The organism is Halomonas fontilapidosi, from assembly GCF_014192285.1.
GTDB lineage: Bacteria > Pseudomonadota > Gammaproteobacteria > Pseudomonadales > Halomonadaceae > Halomonas > Halomonas fontilapidosi.
The window spans coordinates 445409-463733 of the sequence record NZ_JACHXQ010000001.1 but is presented as its reverse complement, the minus strand read 5'-3'; the positions used below and the strand labels follow the sequence as shown (position 1 = coordinate 463733).

The following is an 18325-nucleotide window of genomic DNA, read 5'->3' as shown; positions in this document are numbered from 1 at the left end:
ATCAGCGGCCTCCTAGCAGCGTGGTGACGCGCAGCGTGCGGTCGTCGGGAATTTCTGCCTGAGACATCACCACCAGGTGGCGCAAGCGTCGCCGCAGGAAGCGTGACAGCAGCGCCCGTAGGCCGTGCTGGACCACCAGAACCGGTGGTTCGCCGCTTGCCTCATGGCGCTCAAGGGCCTGTTCGGCCTGGGTCATCAGCGTCTCGGCCAGCCCCGGTTCGAGTCCGCCGTTGCCGTTCATAGCCTGGGTCAGTATTTGCTCGAGCTGGTTTTCCAGGCCGATGACATTGAGCACCTCGCGGCCGGCAAACCACTGCTGGGTAATGCTCCTGCCCAGCGCGATACGTACCAGAGCCGTCAGTTCATTGGCATCCTGCTGATGCGGTGCATGTTCGGCGAGGGTGTCGAGAATGGTGCGCATGTCGCGAATCGAGACGTCTTCCTCGAGCAGGTTCTGCAGCAGACGCTGCAGAACCGTGAGGGAAATGGCCTTGGGCACCACGTCTTCCACCAGGCTCTGCTGTTCTTGGCTCAGCTTGTCGAGCAGCTTTTGCACTTCCGAGCGTCCGAGCATCTCGGCGGCATGCCGATGGAGCAGGTGATTGAGGTGGGTGGCGATCACCGTGCTGGCATCGACCACGGTATAGCCATAGACCTGAGCATGTTCACGTTGGCTGGTGTCCACCCAGACGGCCGGCAAACCGAAGGCCGGATCCTGGGTCATCATGCCCTTGAGCTCACCGGTCACCTGGCCTGGATCGATGGCCAGCCATTGGCCGGGGAAGGCTTCCGCACGGCCGATCTCGGCGCCTTTCAACGTCAGCAGATAGGTGTTGGCGCCCAGCTCCAGGTTGTCGCGGATGTGGACCACGGGAGGGAGAAAGCCCACCTCCTGGGCGAATTTCTTGCGTACGCTCTTGATTCGGCCCAGCAACTCTCCTTGTTGGCGAGCATCAACGAGGGGAATAAGACGATGTCCTACTTCAAGCCCCAGCGTATCGACGAGTTGAACGTCCTCCCAACTGGCTTCCGGTGCTTCAGGCCTTGGTTCAGGCTCCGTGGCGATTTCTTCCTCGACAAGGCGGCGCTCCTTCTCGCGAAGCAGCCACCAGGCCAGCCCCCCCAGCAATGCCGTGAAGATCAGGAACACCAGGTTGGGCATCCCCGGTACGAGTCCCAGCAGCCCCATCACTGCCGCTGCCAGGATCATCACCTGCGGGTTGACGAACAGCTGACTGATCATCTGTTGACCGACGTCCTGGTCGGTGGTGACGCGCGAGACGGTCACGCCGGCAGCCGTGGAGATCACCAGAGCGGGAATCTGGGCAACCAGGCCGTCGCCGATGGTCATCAGCGTGTAGGTACGCGCCGCGCTCCCGAAATCCATGTCGTGCTGAAGCATGCCAATCAACAGGCCGCCAATCACATTGACCACCATGATGACCAGGCCGGCCATGGCGTCGCCGCGCACAAACTTGCTGGCACCGTCCATGGAACCGTAGAAATCGGCTTCTTGAGCCACGTCGCTGCGCCGTTGCCGTGCATCGTCCTCGCCGATCAGCCCGGCATTGAGGTCGGCATCGATGGCCATTTGCTTGCCCGGCATGGCGTCGAGCATGAATCGGGCGCCGACCTCAGCGATGCGTCCGGCTCCCTTGGTGATAACCATGAAATTGATGATGACAAGGATCAGGAATACCACCAGGCCCACAGCAAAGTTGCCGCCGACCAGAAATTCCCCGAAGGCCTCGATCACCTTGCCCGCTGCGTCGCCGCCCTGATGTCCTTCCATCAAGATGACGCGAGTGGACGCAACGTTCAGTGACAGCCTTAATAAGGTAGTGAACAGCAATACGGCCGGGAACGCAGCGAAATCCAGTGGCTTCTGAGTGAACATGCTTACCAGCAGTACCATCACCGCCAGGGCAATATTGAACGTGAAAAGCAGGTCCAGGGCGAAGGGCGGCAGCGGCAGGATCATCATGGAGAGAATCATGAGGATCAGCACTGGGCCGGCCAGCAGCTTCATGGGCACATTGCCCATCCAGTCGCGTTGGCCCAGGTAGTGGTTCAAGGCCTTCATGAACGTGCCTCGTCGGTGTCGGTGTCGTCGTCTGCAGGAACCTCCAGAGCCGCTGGCACGGCAAGGTTGTCAGGGGAGGGCGGTGCCTCGCCGCCCTCCCTGGTGGCTCTTTTCAGGCCAAACGCCCAAGCCAGGACCTCCGCGACCACGGTATACAAGTCGACGGGAATCTCGGCATCGAGATCCACGTGACGGTAAAGAGCCCGTGCCAAGGGTGGCGCCGATAATCGCGGAACCCCATGTTCTTCACCGACTTCCCGAATACGAGCGGCCACCGCATCGGCTCCCTTGGCGACAACCCTGGGAGCCGACATGCCGCTCTCCTGATATTGCAGAGCCACCGCATAGTGGGAGGGATTGGTGATGATCACATCGGCCTCCGGCACCTTGCTCATCATGCGACCTCTAGCCATCGCCTGCTGCTGCTGGCGGATGCGACCCTTCACCTGGGGGTCCCCTTCCGACTCCTTGTGTTCGCGCTTCACTTCGTCCTTGCTCATGCGGAGTTTCTTGGCGTGGCTCCATAACTGGTACGGCACATCAATCAGAATGACGACCAGCAGTGTCAGGACCATCAGGCCGCTGGCCTGGGCGGCCATCCACATCGCCTTGGCAAGAGCCTGCTGAATTGGCTGGTCCATCAAGGCCATGAAGTCACCACGGTTCAGGTAAAGAAATATCACCGCCACACTGCCGACCAGCAGCGACTTGGCGATGGCCTTGGCCAGTTCCACCAGCGCCTGGACACCGAACAGGCGTTTAAGCCCTTTGAGAGGGTTGAGCTTGGACAGCTGTGGCTTGAGTGACTTGGCCGAGATCAACCAGCCGCCGAGCAGGGCCGGTGCCACCAGCGCGACAACGGTGAGCAACAGGAACAGGGGCAGTAGCGCGTACAGCGTGCGCTGGCCCAGGTCAAGGGCGTGCGCAAGCATCGGGGTGGTTTCCAGCGCATGACGTCTCTCGAACAGAAAGGCCTGTTCCATGACCAGTCCAAGTTGGTCATAGAGCATGCCGCCCATCGACCACAGTCCGGCGACGCCGCCCAGCAGCAGCATGAACGTGGCCAGTTCCCGAGAACGGGCGACCTGGCCCTCCTCGCGGGATTTTTCCAGTCGTCGCGGGGTGGCCTCTTCGGTCTTTTCCTGGTCGCTATCTTGGTCGGCCATGGCCATTCACCGGGCAGTCGTGCGGACCTTGGCCATTGTGTCGGGGAAGGGAAAGCAATGATGCGTCAAAAAGGGCCAGTAATCGCGGCCTTATCCGCGACTGCTGGCCTCATCTGAAAAGAGTAGGGCGGCGGGAGCTAGAAACCGAGCTGATCCAGCAGGTCGTCGACCTGGTCCTGGCCGGTGACGATGTTCTCGCCCTCTGGCTTGACCTGGGGACCATTGAGTAGTTCCTCCTCACGGCGTCGCTCATCGCTGTGTCGCTGACTCGTGGCACGTTTCTGGAAGTCCTCGCGCGCCTTGCCCTGAGGTACGGTATCGATCAGCACCTGCACGAGCTGATGTTCGATCTCCCGGATCACGTCCATCATCTTCTTGATCACTTGGCCCGTCAGGTCCTGAAAGTCCTGCGCCATCATGATCTCGAGCAGTTCCTGGTTGGTTGCCTGGGTGCGTTTCGGTACCTCGGCTAGATAACCCCGAGTGTCACGAACCAGGTCGCGTGCCTCGTCGAGCTCCTTGGGCTCGGCAAACCACTCCGCCCAACGGTTGTCCAGCGCCACTGCCCGTTCGCTGAGCTCATCCTGCAGCGGTTGCGCGCGGTCGATGGCATTGAGTGCCCGTTCCGCTGCCTGTTCGGTCATCGTCGCCACGTAGCTGAGACGGTCGCGGGCATCGGGTATGGCCTCGGCAGCTCTCTCTATCTCCTTGTCGAGCCCCAACTCACGCATGCTCTCACGCAACATGCGGGTCAGCTGCCCGATACGCTGTACCAGCTCGTCGCTGGACTCTCCGGGGAGATCCTGCGATGGCATCTCGTTACTCATGATCCTCGCTCCTCGATGTCGAACCCTTCCCGGCCGCCTTACATGCCCAGTTTTTCAAAAATCTTGTTGAGCTTTTCTTCCAGGGTGGCCGAGGTGAAGGGCTTGACGACATAGCCGCTGGCGCCCGCCTGGGCCGCCGCGATAATGTTCTCCTTCTTGGCCTCCGCAGTGACCATCAACACGGGCAGATCCTTTAGCGCGCTATCCGCTCGGATCTGCTTGAGCATCTCCAGCCCGTCCAGGTTGGGCATGTTCCAGTCGGAGACCACGAACTCGAAACTGCCATTCTTGAGCTTGTTCAGGGCATCCTGACCATCCTCGGCCTCCTCCACGTTGGTGAAGCCGAGTTCCTTCAACAGGCTGCGAACGATGCGTCGCATGGTCGGGAAGTCATCCACCACCAGGATGCTCATGTCCTTGTTTGCCATTGGATATCCTCTTCAATTGTGATGTGCAGGCGCCGGCACCTCAGTGCCGACAGAATTCAGAATTCTTCCCACTCTTCTTCTGCTGCTGCCTGGCGCACAGGACGCCGAGGCGAGGAGGGCGTCGATTGTGGCGCGGTACTCATCGACTGCGCCTCGGAGTGACCGGCGACAGGAGATGACTGCGGGGTGTTTACGGTCTCCGTCAGCTTGAAGACGGTCACCGCCTGCTCCAGGCGGTTGGCCTGCTCTTCCAGCGAAGAGGCAGCGGCCGACGCTTCTTGTACCAGCGAGGCGTTTTGTTGAGTGACCTGGTCCATCTGTCCTACCGCTTGATTGACCTGTTCGATGCCATCGCTCTGCTCCTGCGAGGCCGCTGAGATTTCGTCCATGATATCGGTAACGCGGCGAACGGCAGCGACTACCTCATGCATGGTCTCCCCAGCCTGTTCCACAAGGGTCGAACCTTCCTGCACCTGGCTCACCGAGCCCTCGATCAGCCCCTTGATCTCCTTGGCGGCGTCGGCGCTGCGACTTGCAAGGTTGCGCACCTCGCCCGCTACCACGGCAAAGCCGCGGCCTTGTTCACCGGCACGAGCCGCTTCGACAGAGGCATTCAGCGCCAGGATATTGGTCTGGAATGCGATCGAGTCGATCACGCCAATGATATCGGCGATCTGTTTCGAGCTACCGGAAATGCCGTGCATGGTCCTGACCACACGCTCTACCACTTCGCCGCCGCGCTCTGCCGTGGTGGACGCATCCAGGGCCAGGCTGCTGGCTTGGCGGGCGTTGTCGGCATTCTGTTTCACCGTGGTAGTGAGCTCTTCCATGCTCGAGGCGGTCTCTTCCAGGGAAGCGGCTTGTTGTTCGGTTCGCGAGGAAAGATCGGCATTGCCGCTGGCAATCTCGCGACTGCCCACATGGATCGAGCCACTACTCTCCCGGACATCAGTCACGATTCTCGTCAAGTTCTGCTGCATATCGCGCATAGCGGCAAACAGCTTGCTGATCTCGTTACGGCCGATCACTCGAATCTCGTCGGAGAGGTCTGCTTTGGCGATGGTCTCCAGCGTATCCACGGCTACCTGGAGCGGCGTAATGACGATTCTGCGCAGTCCCACGTAGATCATGGCCACTATCAGCAACACCACTGCCAGCAAGCCGATCTCGACGCGCTGGAACATGGCCGACGTCTGCCTGTGCTCGGCCAGCATCATGTCGCCGCGCTGGTCGGCATAATGAACGAATTCGGTGAGGGTCGACTCCTGCGCTTCGGCCGGGGCCACCATCTGTTCTCGCAGGACGTTGAAGCCCGTCGTGTCCATCTGGTCAAGCGATTGGTGTTGCTGGCGGACCAGCGCGAGCAGTTCGGCGAAGTTGGACGCGACCTGGGCGCCAAGTGCTTTTCCCTGGTCCGTTCGAGGTGCGCTGACAAAGGTGTCGAAGCGAGCCTGCGCTCGATCGAGTTGGTCCAATGCCGAGGCAAGGCGCTCATCGCCTTGTCCTCGCTTGCCCAGCATGAAGTGGTTTGCTGCTACCTCTAGGTCAAGCATGGCGCCACTCAGCAGGGCATCCGCCCTGTTGATCTCGTTGAGTTGGGTCACGTTGACCTGATCGAGGGTCTCCAGAGTGTCGTTGGCCGAATGATTGATCACTTGACCCACAATGGCCACCAACGCAAGGAACACCACGAATGCTGCCAGGATGGTCACCATGGCGGCATGTATGCTGATGTTGCGCAAGAGACGTGTCATGCCAGTTTCCTCATGCATTTCGATGAGGCGCCTTGCCTGGCGCCGGTAGGAGGGATCTATACCCGCTGGGCGCGCCCCGAGGTCGATGCTAGAGAGAGCAGGTGGGGGGCGATGTCCTCCAGGGCCATTATCTCGGCCGCCGCCCCAAGCGAGACCGCCTCGCGCGGCATGCCATAGACCACGCAACTGGCTTCGTCCTGGGCGATGGTCGGGGCTCCTGCTTCGCGCATCTCCAGAAGGCCGGCGGCGCCATCCTTGCCCATGCCGGTGAGCAACACGCCGATGGCATTGCGCCCAGCCTGGGTGGCGGCAGAGTGGAAGAGCACATCCACCGAGGGACGGTGTCGATTGACCGGCGGACCGTCGTCGAGTCGTGCGACGTAATTGGCACCACTGCGAGCCACCTTCAGATGGACGTCACCGGGAGCGATGTAGGCATGGCCGGGCAGAATGCGTTCGCCGTCTGCTGCCTCCTTAACGGTGATCTGGCAAAGCCGGTCGAGGCGCTCGGCGAAGGAGCGAGTAAAGCCGCCCGGCATGTGCTGGGTAATCAGGATGGCCGGGCTATTGGCGGGCAGTGGCTCGAGCACATGACGAATGGCCTCGGTGCCACCGGTGGAGGCACCGATGATGATCAGCTTTTCACTGGATACCATGGGGGCCTTGAGCGGCCTGGGTCCCGGGGTGTCTGACCGCCTCGCCGTGCGTGGCCGAGCGCGCGCTGCCGCCCGGAGCTTATCGGCAATCTCTGACGCATACTCTCTCATGCCATTGCGGATACCCAAGGAGGGCTTGGCCACGAAATCCACCGCGCCAAGCTCCAGGGCACGCAGTGTCACCTCAGAGCCGGCCTGGGTCAGCGATGAGACCATCAATACCGGCATGGGGCGAAGACGCATCAGTCGTTCGAGGAAATCGAGACCATCCATGCGCGGCATTTCCACATCCAGCGTCAGCACGTCCGGATCGTGACGCTTGATCAGATCACGAGCGGCAATGGGGTCCGGTGCGACGGCCACGACTTCCATGTCGGGCTGTTGATTGATGATTTCTGTCAGCAGGTCACGTATCAGCGCCGAATCGTCGACACACAGGACCTTGATTCTTTTGGCGCTCAAGAGGTTATCTCCTGTTCTCTCAGCAGCCCGCGGGGGAGCCGTGCGGGCCGGCCACGAGACCTCTATCGGCCATAACTGGCGAGACTTTAATAGTGCACCACGTTTACCGTTGGCCTCTGCGCGTATAGACGGTCTGTCCGCGCAACTGGAAGGCCTCGGTAATGTAGGAAAAGCTCTCGGAATGGCCGGCAAACAGCAGACCATCGGGTTTGAGCAGTGGAGCAAAGCGTTCGAGAATCCGGGCCTGGGTTGTCTTGTCGAAATAGATCATGGTGTTGCGGCAGAAGATGGCATCGAAGGGCCCCGAGACAGGCCACTGGGGGGCAAGTAGGTTGAGAGGCTGAAAGTCAAGCAGGCCGGTGACTTCCGGGCGCAGGCGCGCGAAGCCCTTGTGGGCTCCCTTGCCGCGCTGAAAGAAGCGCTTGACCCTCGAATCCTCGAGCTTGCAAACCTGCTCAAGGGGATAGATACCGGCCCGGGCCCTGGCCAAGGCCTCGGTATCGATATCCGTCGCTATGACCTCTGCCTGGCTGGCCCTCGAGCCCATGGCTTCCATCAGCGTCATGGCAATGGAGTAGGGCTCTTCTCCCGTCGACGCCGCGGCACACCAGATACGTACCTTCCCGGAGTGTCGTTGCACATGCTCGGCCAGCAGCGGGAAATGGTGCGCCTCGCGGAAGAACGCCGTGAGGTTAGTGGTCAGGGCATTGGTGAAGGCTTCCCACTCTCGGGCATCGGGCTGCCGCTCGAGGCGAGCCAGATAATCGACGAAACGCGTCAGGCCATGATGGCGCAAGCGCTTTGCCAGGCGGCTGTAGACCATCTCGCGTTTGTGCTCCGCGAGCACAATGCCGGCCCGCTGGTAGATAAGCTGGCGGATTCTGCCGAAATCCTCATCGGTAAGTTCGAGGTCTCGCTCGTGCCGCCCGCTACCCCAGCCTTTTTCCTCCGCCGCCACGGCGATGTCTCGGGGATCGCTCAAAACGCCTCCCATTCCTCGGCGGCCTCGCTCAGGTGCTCCGTGTCGTTGCGACGCGTCCGGCGGTTGTCCCCTTGATCAGCGTTTGATCCAGGTTTTGGCTTGCTTTCGGGGGCCGTGTGGCGAGCGTGACGCTCCGCCTTGGAGAGGGCTCGCTCCATGCCCGCGCCGCGTAGGCGGAAGGCCGAAATGGCATTGCCGAGAAGGCTGGCCTGCTGCTCGAGCTCGCTGGCGGCGCGCGCCGAGGCCTGGACGCGGACAGCGTTTTGCTGAGTTACCTGATCCATTTCCACGACTGCCTGGTTGATCTGCCCGATACCGTTGCTCTGTTCCTCGGAGGCGGCGGTGATCTCGCCCATGATGTCGTTCACACGAGTGGAGGCCTCCATGACCGCATTGAGAGACGTCTCCGCCTTGCGAACCAGGTCGGCGCCACCATCGATCTGTCGGGCCGAACCATCGATCAGCTCACGAATCTCGCTGGCCGCATCGGCACTGCGGCCGGCCAGCTTGCGAACTTCGCCGGCCACCACGGCGAAGCCGCGTCCCTGCTCACCGGCCCGAGCGGCTTCGACCGATGCATTCAAGGCCAGGATGTTGGTCTGGAAAGCGATCGAGTCGATGACATTGATGATTTCCGTCATCTTGCGTGACTCGGCGGTAATCTGCCCCATGGTGTCCACGACCTGGTGCATCAACTCGCCGGTTTCCTGGGTGCGAGCGGCATTCTCGGAGGCCAGGCCACTGGCCTGGCGGGCATTGTCGGAATTGTGCTGAACCGTCGTGGTCATCTCTTCCATGCTCGAGGCCGTCTGTTGCAGCGAGGCGGCCTGTTGCTCGGTGCGGGCAGAGAGGTCCTCGTTGCCCGAGGCGATGTCGCGCGCTGCCGGCGTCACCACGCGGATGCCGCCGCTGACGTCATCGACAATGCTGCCAAGGCTCTTGCGCATGATGTTCAGGGCCTCCAGCAGGCGACCTAGTTCGTCGCGTCTCCGCGCTGGCACGTCGGCCGCCAGGTTGCCCGAGGCAATCTGCATGGTGAAGGCTTCTGCATCACGTAGCGGGCGCAACATGGCGCGCAGGGTCAAGGCACCAATCACCAACAGCACCAAGAGGCCGATGGCCAGCATGCTGGCTTGCACCATCAGCATCTTCTGTTGCTCTGCTCGGGCCTCATTGGCCAGCGTTGCCGCATCCACCTGTTTGCCTTCAATGAGCGTATTGACGGCAGAGGAGAGCGCACCGCCCATCGTCTGCATCTCTTCAATGTGTGGTGGCAGGTTGGTGAACAAGTCAAACTTGTCGTCACTCTGGAGCAGGGTGATGGCCCGTCCAATGCCTTCTTCCAGGTACTGCGTGAGGACGTCATCGAAGGTGTCGCCCTGTCCACCTTGGTTGACCGCTCGGGCTCGGTAGTTGGCCCATAGTGTCTCCAGGGATGTCTCGATCTCCTGAAGCTCTTCGGCATGCTGGTCCCTGTTCTCCAACAGCATGAATCGCTCGCTTCGAGAGAGCGATTGGTGAGCTCGGGTGGCCAACTGGTCGATCTGCTGCAGACGGGCAACATCTTGCAGGCCGTCTCGGTCCAGTGCCTGAAGGCGCTCACCGGAGACTTGCAGGCCGAAAAGCCCCATGGCGCCACTCGCCGAGAGCAACACGCCGGCTACCACCACCATGGTCACGACACGTGCTCGCAAGCTGTGAAAATTGAGTCTCGACAGGCGGCCGGCAAGACCGCGGCGGCGCAGCTGCCCACGCTCGAGGGCAAAGCGTCTACCTTTGCCCTCGCGGATCAGTGCGTAGGCCTTATCCGCCTTCTCGACATCCTGCCGGGACGGCTTGACCCGTACCGATGCGTAGCCGACGACCTGATCATTCTCGACAATCGGGGAGACGCTGGCCTCGACCCAATAGTGGTCACCGTTCTTGCGCCGATTCTTGACCAGGCCTTTCCAGCTCTCTCCATCCGCCAGGGTGTCCCAGAGGTTCTGGTAGGCGGCTTCCGGCATGTCCGGGTGGCGCACCAGGTTGTGGGGGGCGCCGAGCAGCTCCTCCTGACTGAAACCGCTGACGTCGATGAAGGCCGGATTGGCATAGGTGATGCGGCCCTTGAGATCGGTACGCGAGATCAGGAAGTGCTCTTCATGGAGCTGATATTCTTTCTGAGTGACCGGCTGGTTATTTCGCATGCGATATTTCCTGCTGAGGCAAAAGGCGAAAGCCTGGCGCTTGTTATGTCGTTACGCCGGCTTAGGTCTGCTCCGAAAGGTCGACGTGGCGGGGAGCCCTAGAAGGATTCCCATTCGTCGTCTCGACCTTTCTGTCCGTTTTCAAGCCCCTCATTGGCGGCATCGGGCTTCGTCTTCCTGGCCGGCATCAGGGTCGGCATCCAGCGAGCAAGATCATGGGATTGGTCGGCTTGTTGTAAGGGGGAAGCCTGAGTGTCGGTGTTCTCATCCTCGAGTTGGAAGCGGGTCACAGCGACCTTAAGCCGGCTGGCCTCAGCCTCCAGTTGGTTGGCAGCACTGGCTGCCTGAAGAACAAGTTCAGCATTTTGCTGAGTGACCTGGTCCATCTGGGTAATGGCATCATTGACCTGGGCGATCCCATTGCTCTGTTCGGAGGAGGCGGTGGCGATCTCATCCATGATGTCGCTGACACGCTGAACGGCGGCCACGATCTCGTTCATGGTCTGGCCGGCGCGGTCGACCAGCGACGTGCCGGCATCCACTTGACTCACCGAAGTCTGGATGAGCGTGCGAATCTCGCTCGAGGCACTGGCACTGCGACTGGCCAGGTTGCGGACTTCCTGGGCGACTACCGCGAAGCCTCGGCCGTGTTCGCCAGCTCGCGCGGCTTCAACAGAGGCATTCAAGGCCAGAATGTTGGTCTGGAAAGCGATTGCGTCGATGGTGCCGATGATCTCTGCGACGCGATGAGCGCCTTGGCTGATGTCATGCATGGTCGTGACCACGTCGCTTACGACCTCACCACCCTGTTGAGCCGTTCGTGTGGCGTCAGTGGCCAGCTGGCTGGCTTGCCGGGCATTATCCGCGTTCTGGTTCACGGTGGAGGAGAGCTCTTCCATACTGGCGGCGGTCTGCTGCAGTGAAGAGGCCTGCTGTTCGGTACGGGCGGAGAGATCGTTATTGCCGTGAGCGATGTGCTGGGTGCCAACGTAGATCGATTCGCTGCCGTTGCGCACCGTACCTACGGTACTGGCAAGGCCGTGTTGCATCTCTTCCAGCGAGGCATAAAGTCGCCCTATCTCATTGTCTCCTAGTTGCGGAATCTTCTGGGCCAGGTTGCCCTCCTTCATGCGCTGGAAGTAGCCGACCAGTTCTCCCAGAGGGCGTACGACGTTGACCGTGACGCCCCACAAAACCACCACCACGGTGATCAATGTACCCAGCAATGCCGCCAGGATGGCCAGCTGCATCCAGCCGGCAAAATTGCTGAATGATGTTTCGAGTGTGGCACCGGTTTCGCCAGCATGTGGAGCGATCTGTGAAACCGCCGCTTTGCCTTCCGCCAGTGCAAAAAGGCCAAGCAGGCTGACGGCCAGGATCAGCACGGTGAAGGTGAGCAGTACCAGCAGCCAGCTGACCCGCACAGACATGTTGTCGAGTATCCTCACTTCCCACTCCCTGTCGCTTGCGGCGAGATAGCCGCCGGTGATTGGTCGACCTGACTCGTCAGGCATCCGCCATTTCATATTGTGAACTGTCAGCGACGGATTGCCGTTGTTCCGTGTCTGGCGATGCCTCGAGCGTCTCGCTGGTGCCCTGTCGCCTACCTGAGGCGGCGATGCTGAAGCGGGCCACGTGATCACGCAATTGGTGACTCTGGACAATCAGGCGTTGCGACGCCGCGCTATGTTCTTCCACGAGGCCGGCATTCTGCTGGGTCATGCGATCCATCTGGGACACCGCTTCATTGACCTGTTCGATGCCATGGCTCTGCTCTTCGGAGGCCGATGAAATCTCGCCAATCAGCGTACTGAGCTGCTGGATATCGGTGACCATGATCTCGATGATCTTCCCGGTTTCCTGGACCATTCGAGTTCCTTCGACGACCTTGCCGTCGGAGGTTTCAATCAGTGCCTTGATTTCCTGGGCGGCCTGCGAGCTTCGGCTGGCCAGGTTGCGCACTTCCTCAGCGACCACGGCAAAGCCGCGGCCGTGCTCGCCGGCACGAGCCGCTTCCACCGAGGCGTTGAGCGCCAGGATATTGGTCTGGAAGGCGATGGAGTCGATAGTGTCGACGATCGTGCTCATCTGGCCCGCGCTTTCGTTGATGCCGCTCATCGAGGCCTCTACTCGCGCCATGGACTCATGGCCACGGGCGGCATTCGAGGCCGTCTCGCCTGCCAGTTCACGTGCCTTGCCGGAATGCTCCGCATTCTGCTTAACCGTTGCGGTCAACTGCTCCATGCTGGAAGCGGTTTCGGCGAGTGATGCAGCCTGCTGCTCGGTCCGTGTCGCCAGCTCATCATTGCCGGCACCGATCTCTTCGACAACACCATTGACCTCGTCGGTACTGCGATGGATGTCGCCGATGGTGCCTGCCAGTGCCGCGCGCATTCTCTCGATGTCGAAGAGCAGACTATCTCGATCCTTGTCTCCTAGGCGTATGGCATGGTCAAGACGACCCTCGGCGATTTCGCGTACCATCTCGGCTGCATAGTGAGGGTCGCCGCCAAGGCGGCGCGTAACACCGCGAATGACCAGACCCATCAGTAGCGATACCGGAATGCCGATACCCAGCAAGGCGAGAAGATAGTGGGTCAGGCTGGCCAGAAAGGCACTGTCGATGTCGTCGACATACACCCCCGTGCCGATATACCACCCCCACTCCTCGAACAGGACATTCAGCGAAGACTTTTCGGCCAGGGCGTCCTCATCGGAGGCATGTGCCCATAGGTAATCCACGACGCCGTCATCGGTTTTGACATCCTCGACGAATTCTCGGAACAGGTATCGTCCTTCTTCATTCTGGAAATCGGCGACTGACGTACCGACCGGCAGGCGTGGGTGAGCAAGAAGCTCATAGTCGCCATTGAAGATGTAGAGATAGCCGCGCCCCTGGTCGTAGGTCATTTCGCGTACCGCCGAGGCTGCCCGGCGTTTTGCCTCTGCGAGGGGTAACTCGCCACGTTCGCTGCGCTCTGCGTGGTCGCCAATAACATTGATGGCCATGTCGACATAGTCACCCATGGCATTGCGGCGTTCCTCCAGCATGGTCAATCGCGTTTCCCATGCGCCCCAGCCGACCAGCACCAGCATTGCCACCCAGATGATGCCGAGTGAGCCCCAGAGCTTCTTTGTCATTGTCATCTTTTGCATGCGTCTTACCCTGCTTGAGCTTGCCTTAGTTGCTACTACGATCGACCAGCGCCATTTCCTCGCTGGTGAGGAGTTTGTCGATATCAACCAGCACCAGCATGCGGTCCTCGAGGCTGCCCAGCCCACTCAGGAAGTCCGATGACAGGGTCACGCCGAACTCGGGAGCCGGCTTGATCTGCTCCGGCGTGAGAGTCATGACATCCGACACGCCATCGACCACGATGCCCACCACGCGCTCACCGACGTTCACCACGATCACCACCGTCTGGCCGCCGTACTCGACCTTGTCGAGATGGAACTTGATGCGAAGGTCGACGATGGGCACGATAATGCCGCGTAGGTTGGTTACACCCTTGATGAATTCCGGCGCATTGGCGATACGCGTGACGTTCTCGTAGCCCCGGATCTCCTGCACCTTAAGGATGTCGATGGCGTACTCTTCTTCCCCCAGGGAGAACACCAGAAATTCCCGGTTTTGGGCCTCGGATGTGGCATAGTCGGCGTGTTGTGACAGGCTGGTCATGATGGCTCCCTCTCTTGTTGAAGCAGTGTCTCGTAATCGATTGAGGCGCGCTGTGGACGGCGTGCTTCCTTCTTGGCTCGGCTCAGGCGATGCAGGTCGGCGATATCCAGGATCAGGGCCACACTGCCATCGCCGAGAATGGTCGCCGCCGAAACCCCTGGCACCTTGCGATAGTTGGTTTCCAGATTCTTTACCACGACTTGCTGCTGACCAATCAGATCGTCAACCAGAAGAGCATAACGCCGTCCCTCGCCTTGGACGATTACTGCGATGGTCTCTTTCAGTTGTGTCTTGGCGCCCTTCACATCCAGTGCCTCATGCACCGCAACTACTGGCAGGTACTCGTCGCGAACCTTGAGCACGACGTCGTCGCCGGCCATGGCATACAGGTCTTCCCGAGATGGCTGCAGAGATTCGAGTACGGTGGAAAGTGGCAGGATAAACACCTCGCTACCCACCTTGATCGACATGCCATCGAGAATGGCCAAGGTCAGGGGCAGAACGATGCGTGTGGTGGTGCCTTGTCCTCGACGTGACATGATCTCGACATGCCCCCCCATGCCCTGGATGTTGCGCTTGACCACATCCATGCCGACACCACGACCGGAGACGTCGCTGACTTGCTTGGCGGTGGAGAAGCCAGGCGCAAAGATCAGCTGCCAGACCTCGTCGTCGCTCATGCTATCTGAAACTGAAAGGCCGCTTTCGTGGGCCTTGGCAAGCAGTCTGTCGCGGTCCAGCCCGGCGCCATCGTCAATGACCTCGATGAGAATGTTGCCGCCCTGGTGTTGAGCCGAGAGGGTCAGACGGCCGATGCGTGGCTTGCCGGCCGCCTCGCGCGTGTCCGGATCCTCTATGCCGTGATCGAGACTGTTCCGCACCAGGTGGGTGAGGGGGTCGATGATGCGCTCGGTGAGGCTCTTGTCGAGCTCGGTAGACTCGCCCTCGGTGACCAGTTCCACCTCCTTGTCGAGCTTGCCGGCCAGATCGCGTACCAGGCGCGGATAGCGGCTGAACACGTAATCCATGGGAACCATACGCACCGACATGACCGCTTCCTGAAGGTCTCGAGCATTGCGTTGGAGCAGGTTCATGCCATTCAACAAGCCGCCATGTGTCACCCCATCCAGCTCGCTGACGGTCTGATCGAGCATCGACTGAGTGATGATCAGTTCTCCGACCAGGTTGATGATCTGGTCAACCTTGTCCACCGAGACCCGGATCGAACTCGATTCACCGCCAGCCTTGGCCTTCTTTGCCTTGGGCCTGCCACTCTCGGATGCTCCCCCCGTGGTGAGGAGGGCAGGGGAGGTGGCCGTCTCCGACTTGGCGGGCGAGGCTGGGTCTTTTTCCGACTGAGGAGGCGCTTGTGGTGAGGCCTCCGGCACACTCTCCTCGTTTTCAGCGTGACGAATCTGTAGCTGTTCGGGTTCCACGATAAAGCACATCACGGCTTCGATGTCGTCCCGACTGACGCCAGTGAGGAGCGTGACCTCGTAGCACTCTTCGTCGCCGTGATGTCCTTGGACCGTGCCTAACTGGCCTAGCTCTTCGACCAGCAAGCCGCGGTCCTTCTCGCCTACGTTGAGCAGGGCCACAGCGAGTAGCTGCTCACTCGTTGGCGATGCAACTGCCACGTTGTCAGTGGTGGTATCGGCAGTGTGTGCCGGGGGAGTCGCAGTTGGGGCGTTGCCCGTGTCTTCCGGCGCGCTAGCGGCGGCCTCGAGTTCCTGGCCAATCTCCTCACGGGCCAGCTGCTGCAAGGTCTGGCAGATACGGGTGAAGGCGGCCTGGTCGGGTTCTTCCTGATTGCGATAGGCGTCTAGCTGATCGTGCAGCATGTCCTTGGTTTCCAGAAATGTATCAACGATGTCCCGACGCAGGGGCATTTCCCCGCGGCGCGCGTGATCAAGTAGGTTCTCTAGGAGATGCGTTGTCTTTTGCAGCACATCGAAGCCGAAGGTACCGGCTCCCCCCTTGATCGAGTGTGCGGCACGGAAGATCGCATTGAGCTGTTCGGCATCGGGTTCCTCGAGGTCGATCTCGAGAAGGTGGCGCTCCATGTCGGCCAGCAGTTCCTCTGCCTCCTCGAAAAAGGTGTCATAGAAATCGGTGATATCCATGCGCTTGTCCCCATGCTGGAAAGGTTTTCGCCCCTCAGGGCGACGCTTGTTCTGTACCCAGTGTCTGCTGCAGGCTTTTGGTGAAACGCTCCACCGGCGCGGTATCGACTCTCGGCTTCGCTTGTCGGCTAAGCGGTGACGGCGTTCCCGCACCGTTGAGTATGCCTGGCGAGCGGATGCGATCAGCTACCTCACGGAAAAGCACCAGCAATTCGATCCGGCGATTGATGGGATCACTGGCATCTGTCTCGGGCATTACAACCCGATCGGCGAACCCGGAAACCCTTAATAGCTTGACGGGATTCAGTCCCCCGGACACCAGCTCACGACGTGATGCATTGGCACGGTCATTCGAGAGCTCCCAGTTGCTGTAGCCGCGGTAGCCGTTCAGGTAAGCCAGGTTGTCGGTGTGACCGCTGATGCTCAGGTCATTGGGCAGTTCGTTAAGCAACGGTGCCATGGTGCGAAGCAGGTCTCGCATATAGGGGGCAACCCGGTCGCTGCCGAGGTCGAACATCGGCCGCTGCTCGGTATCAAGCAGCTGAATTCGTAGCCCCTCCGGTGTCATGTCGAAGCGCAACTGCTGACGCAGCTGCCTCAGATCCGGGTCGGCGTCGATGGCCGTTTCGATGCGTTGTTGGAGGTCCCGAAAGGCCCGGCGCTGTTGTTCACTAGGGCGGGTCTGGGTGCGCAAATCGATGCGTGCCCGTTCCCCATCCGAATGAACCGGATCTGGACCTCCTCCCGGAATCACATTAGCGCTTTGCGCTGCTCCATCTCCGCCGGTAATGGCGGTAACCAGGGGGGTACGAAAGTATTCCGAGATGGCTTCGCGCTGATTCTGATCGGATTGCGACAAGATCCACATCACCAGGAACAGGGCCATCAAGGCGGTCATGAAGTCCGCCAGGGCAATCTTCCAGCTGCCGCCATGGTGTTGGTGAACGACTTTCTTGCGGCGGATGATGATCGGTCGATGATTCTGAGTCATGTGCTGCCTTCACCCGCCTTGGAATTGCGAACATATTCCTCTAGCTCGGAGAAACCGGGACGCTCCTCGGTATGCAACGCCTTGCGCCCGAATTCCACGGCCAGTTGGGGGGCATAACCATGTAGGCTGGCCAGCAGGGTAACCCGCATGCACTGCAGGACCTTTTCCACCTCTTTGGCTTGTCGTTCAACGCGGCTCGCCAGTGGATTGACAAAGCCGTAGCCGGCCAGGATGCCCAGGAAGGTACCGACCAGGGCATGGGCAATCATTTTTCCCATCTCATCGGGGGCGGCATCCGCAGCGCTCAACGCCTTAACGACGCCCATGACGGCGGCAACGATACCGAATGCCGGCATGGCATCCCCGACCTTGGTGATGGCATCGACGGGAATATGCGCTTCCTGCTCGAAGGCTTCGATCTCATGAAGCATCAGCTCGTCGAGTTCCATGGGGTCCATGCTGCCGCTCACCATCAGACGCAGATAGTCGGTAAGAAAGGTCATGATCATTGGGTCGGCGAGAACTTTCGGGTGTTCATTGAACAGAGCGCTTTCCCCAGGGTTGTCGATGTCGCGTTCAATCCCCAGCATGCCGTCTCGACGGATCTTGGCGAGCATCTTGTACTGCAGCGCCATCAGCTCCATGTAGAGCGCCTTGTCATACTTGTTGGAGCGCCGTAGGCGAGCAAAGATTCGAAAGGTGGCCTTGATGGCCTTGCCGTTGTTGGCAGCGATGAAGGCCCCGATACCGGCGCCGAAGATCATCAGGAACTCCGTGGGCTGGAAAAGCGGCCCCAGGTGGCCACCCGCCAGCGCAAACCCCCCGAACACGGAGAAGATCACGACAAGGTATCCGATGGGTATCAGCACGGCCGGTATCCCCTAGCAAGGCGATGAATGATGGTCTACATCGATTATCGGCGGCACCGGGCGATACTTGAGGGGAGTAGAGGAACTTGTTGCTGTGTCCGCGGGGAAAGAGGTTCCCC

The 18325-nt window shown here is 60.4% G+C and carries 14 protein-coding genes; all 14 read right to left on the bottom strand.

What is annotated here, in order from left to right:
* Position 1 precedes the first annotated feature (1 nt).
* Positions 2 to 2083, bottom strand: a complete 2082-nt coding sequence (gene flhA, locus FHR95_RS02165; RefSeq protein WP_183313181.1) for a flagellar biosynthesis protein FlhA — start codon at positions 2081 to 2083, stop codon at positions 2 to 4.
* The gene (gene flhB / locus FHR95_RS02160; protein ID WP_183313383.1) at positions 2080 to 3249 is read right to left on the bottom strand and encodes a flagellar biosynthesis protein FlhB; all 1170 of its coding nucleotides are present in this window, start codon (positions 3247 to 3249) and stop codon (positions 2080 to 2082) included. Before flhB ends, flhA begins: the two co-directional genes overlap by 4 nt.
* 137 nt (positions 3250 to 3386) lie before the next feature.
* A complete protein-coding gene (cheZ, locus tag FHR95_RS02155; protein WP_246378314.1) occupies positions 3387 to 4076 on the bottom strand; it encodes a protein phosphatase CheZ in 690 nt (229 codons plus the stop codon).
* A gap of 38 nt (positions 4077 to 4114) precedes the next feature.
* Positions 4115 to 4504, bottom strand: a complete 390-nt coding sequence (gene cheY, locus FHR95_RS02150; protein ID WP_040187054.1) for a chemotaxis response regulator CheY — start codon at positions 4502 to 4504, stop codon at positions 4115 to 4117.
* Between the two features lie 56 nt (positions 4505 to 4560).
* Positions 4561 to 6258: a methyl-accepting chemotaxis protein gene (locus tag FHR95_RS02145; RefSeq protein ID WP_183313180.1), complete on the bottom strand. Its 1698-nt coding sequence runs from the start codon at positions 6256 to 6258 to the stop codon at positions 4561 to 4563.
* A gap of 56 nt (positions 6259 to 6314) precedes the next feature.
* Positions 6315 to 7376, bottom strand: a complete 1062-nt coding sequence (locus FHR95_RS02140; RefSeq protein WP_183313179.1) for a protein-glutamate methylesterase/protein-glutamine glutaminase — start codon at positions 7374 to 7376, stop codon at positions 6315 to 6317.
* Positions 7377 to 7479: 103 nt separating this feature from the next.
* Positions 7480 to 8370 carry a CheR family methyltransferase gene (locus FHR95_RS02135; protein WP_183313178.1) on the bottom strand — a complete coding sequence of 297 codons (891 nt, stop codon included), beginning with the start codon at positions 8368 to 8370 and terminating at the stop codon, positions 7480 to 7482.
* Entirely contained in the window at positions 8355 to 10544 is a 2190-nt protein-coding gene (locus tag FHR95_RS02130; RefSeq protein ID WP_183313177.1) for a methyl-accepting chemotaxis protein, read from the bottom strand. Before FHR95_RS02130 ends, FHR95_RS02135 begins: the two co-directional genes overlap by 16 nt.
* A 98-nt stretch (positions 10545 to 10642) precedes the next feature.
* The gene (locus tag FHR95_RS02125; RefSeq protein ID WP_425485249.1) at positions 10643 to 12058 is read right to left on the bottom strand and encodes a methyl-accepting chemotaxis protein; all 1416 of its coding nucleotides are present in this window, start codon (positions 12056 to 12058) and stop codon (positions 10643 to 10645) included.
* Positions 12051 to 13700, bottom strand: coding sequence for a methyl-accepting chemotaxis protein (locus FHR95_RS02120; protein WP_183313176.1), 1650 nt, complete (start codon positions 13698 to 13700; stop codon positions 12051 to 12053). The genes FHR95_RS02125 and FHR95_RS02120 overlap by 8 nt, the downstream gene beginning before the upstream one ends.
* A 25-nt stretch (positions 13701 to 13725) precedes the next feature.
* Positions 13726 to 14223 carry a chemotaxis protein CheW gene (gene cheW / locus FHR95_RS02115; protein ID WP_183313175.1) on the bottom strand — a complete coding sequence of 166 codons (498 nt, stop codon included), beginning with the start codon at positions 14221 to 14223 and terminating at the stop codon, positions 13726 to 13728.
* Positions 14220 to 16346, bottom strand: coding sequence for a chemotaxis protein CheA (gene cheA / locus FHR95_RS02110; protein WP_183313174.1), 2127 nt, complete (start codon positions 16344 to 16346; stop codon positions 14220 to 14222). The genes cheW and cheA overlap by 4 nt, the downstream gene beginning before the upstream one ends.
* A 34-nt stretch (positions 16347 to 16380) precedes the next feature.
* The gene (gene motB / locus FHR95_RS02105; RefSeq protein WP_183313173.1) at positions 16381 to 17337 is read right to left on the bottom strand and encodes a flagellar motor protein MotB; all 957 of its coding nucleotides are present in this window, start codon (positions 17335 to 17337) and stop codon (positions 16381 to 16383) included.
* A complete protein-coding gene (gene motA / locus FHR95_RS02100) occupies positions 17334 to 18206 on the bottom strand; it encodes a flagellar motor stator protein MotA (protein ID WP_040187046.1) in 873 nt (290 codons plus the stop codon). The genes motB and motA overlap by 4 nt, the downstream gene beginning before the upstream one ends.
* Positions 18207 to 18325: the final 119 nt, after the last annotated feature.

Coding starts and splice junctions, on each gene's coding strand:
- flhA (WP_183313181.1), bottom strand. CDS start 2,083: ATGAAGGCCTTGAACCACTACCTGGGCCAACGCGACTGGATGGGCAAT.
- flhB (WP_183313383.1), bottom strand. CDS start 3,249: ATGGCCGACCAAGATAGCGACCAGGAAAAGACCGAAGAGGCCACCCCG.
- cheZ (WP_246378314.1), bottom strand. CDS start 4,076: ATGAGTAACGAGATGCCATCGCAGGATCTCCCCGGAGAGTCCAGCGAC.
- cheY (WP_040187054.1), bottom strand. CDS start 4,504: ATGGCAAACAAGGACATGAGCATCCTGGTGGTGGATGACTTCCCGACC.
- FHR95_RS02145 (WP_183313180.1), bottom strand. CDS start 6,258: ATGACACGTCTCTTGCGCAACATCAGCATACATGCCGCCATGGTGACC.
- FHR95_RS02135 (WP_183313178.1), bottom strand. CDS start 8,370: ATGGGAGGCGTTTTGAGCGATCCCCGAGACATCGCCGTGGCGGCGGAG.
- FHR95_RS02130 (WP_183313177.1), bottom strand. CDS start 10,544: ATGCGAAATAACCAGCCGGTCACTCAGAAAGAATATCAGCTCCATGAA.
- FHR95_RS02125 (WP_425485249.1), bottom strand. CDS start 12,058: ATGCCTGACGAGTCAGGTCGACCAATCACCGGCGGCTATCTCGCCGCA.
- FHR95_RS02120 (WP_183313176.1), bottom strand. CDS start 13,700: ATGCAAAAGATGACAATGACAAAGAAGCTCTGGGGCTCACTCGGCATC.
- cheW (WP_183313175.1), bottom strand. CDS start 14,223: ATGACCAGCCTGTCACAACACGCCGACTATGCCACATCCGAGGCCCAA.
- cheA (WP_183313174.1), bottom strand. CDS start 16,346: ATGGATATCACCGATTTCTATGACACCTTTTTCGAGGAGGCAGAGGAA.
- motB (WP_183313173.1), bottom strand. CDS start 17,337: ATGACTCAGAATCATCGACCGATCATCATCCGCCGCAAGAAAGTCGTT.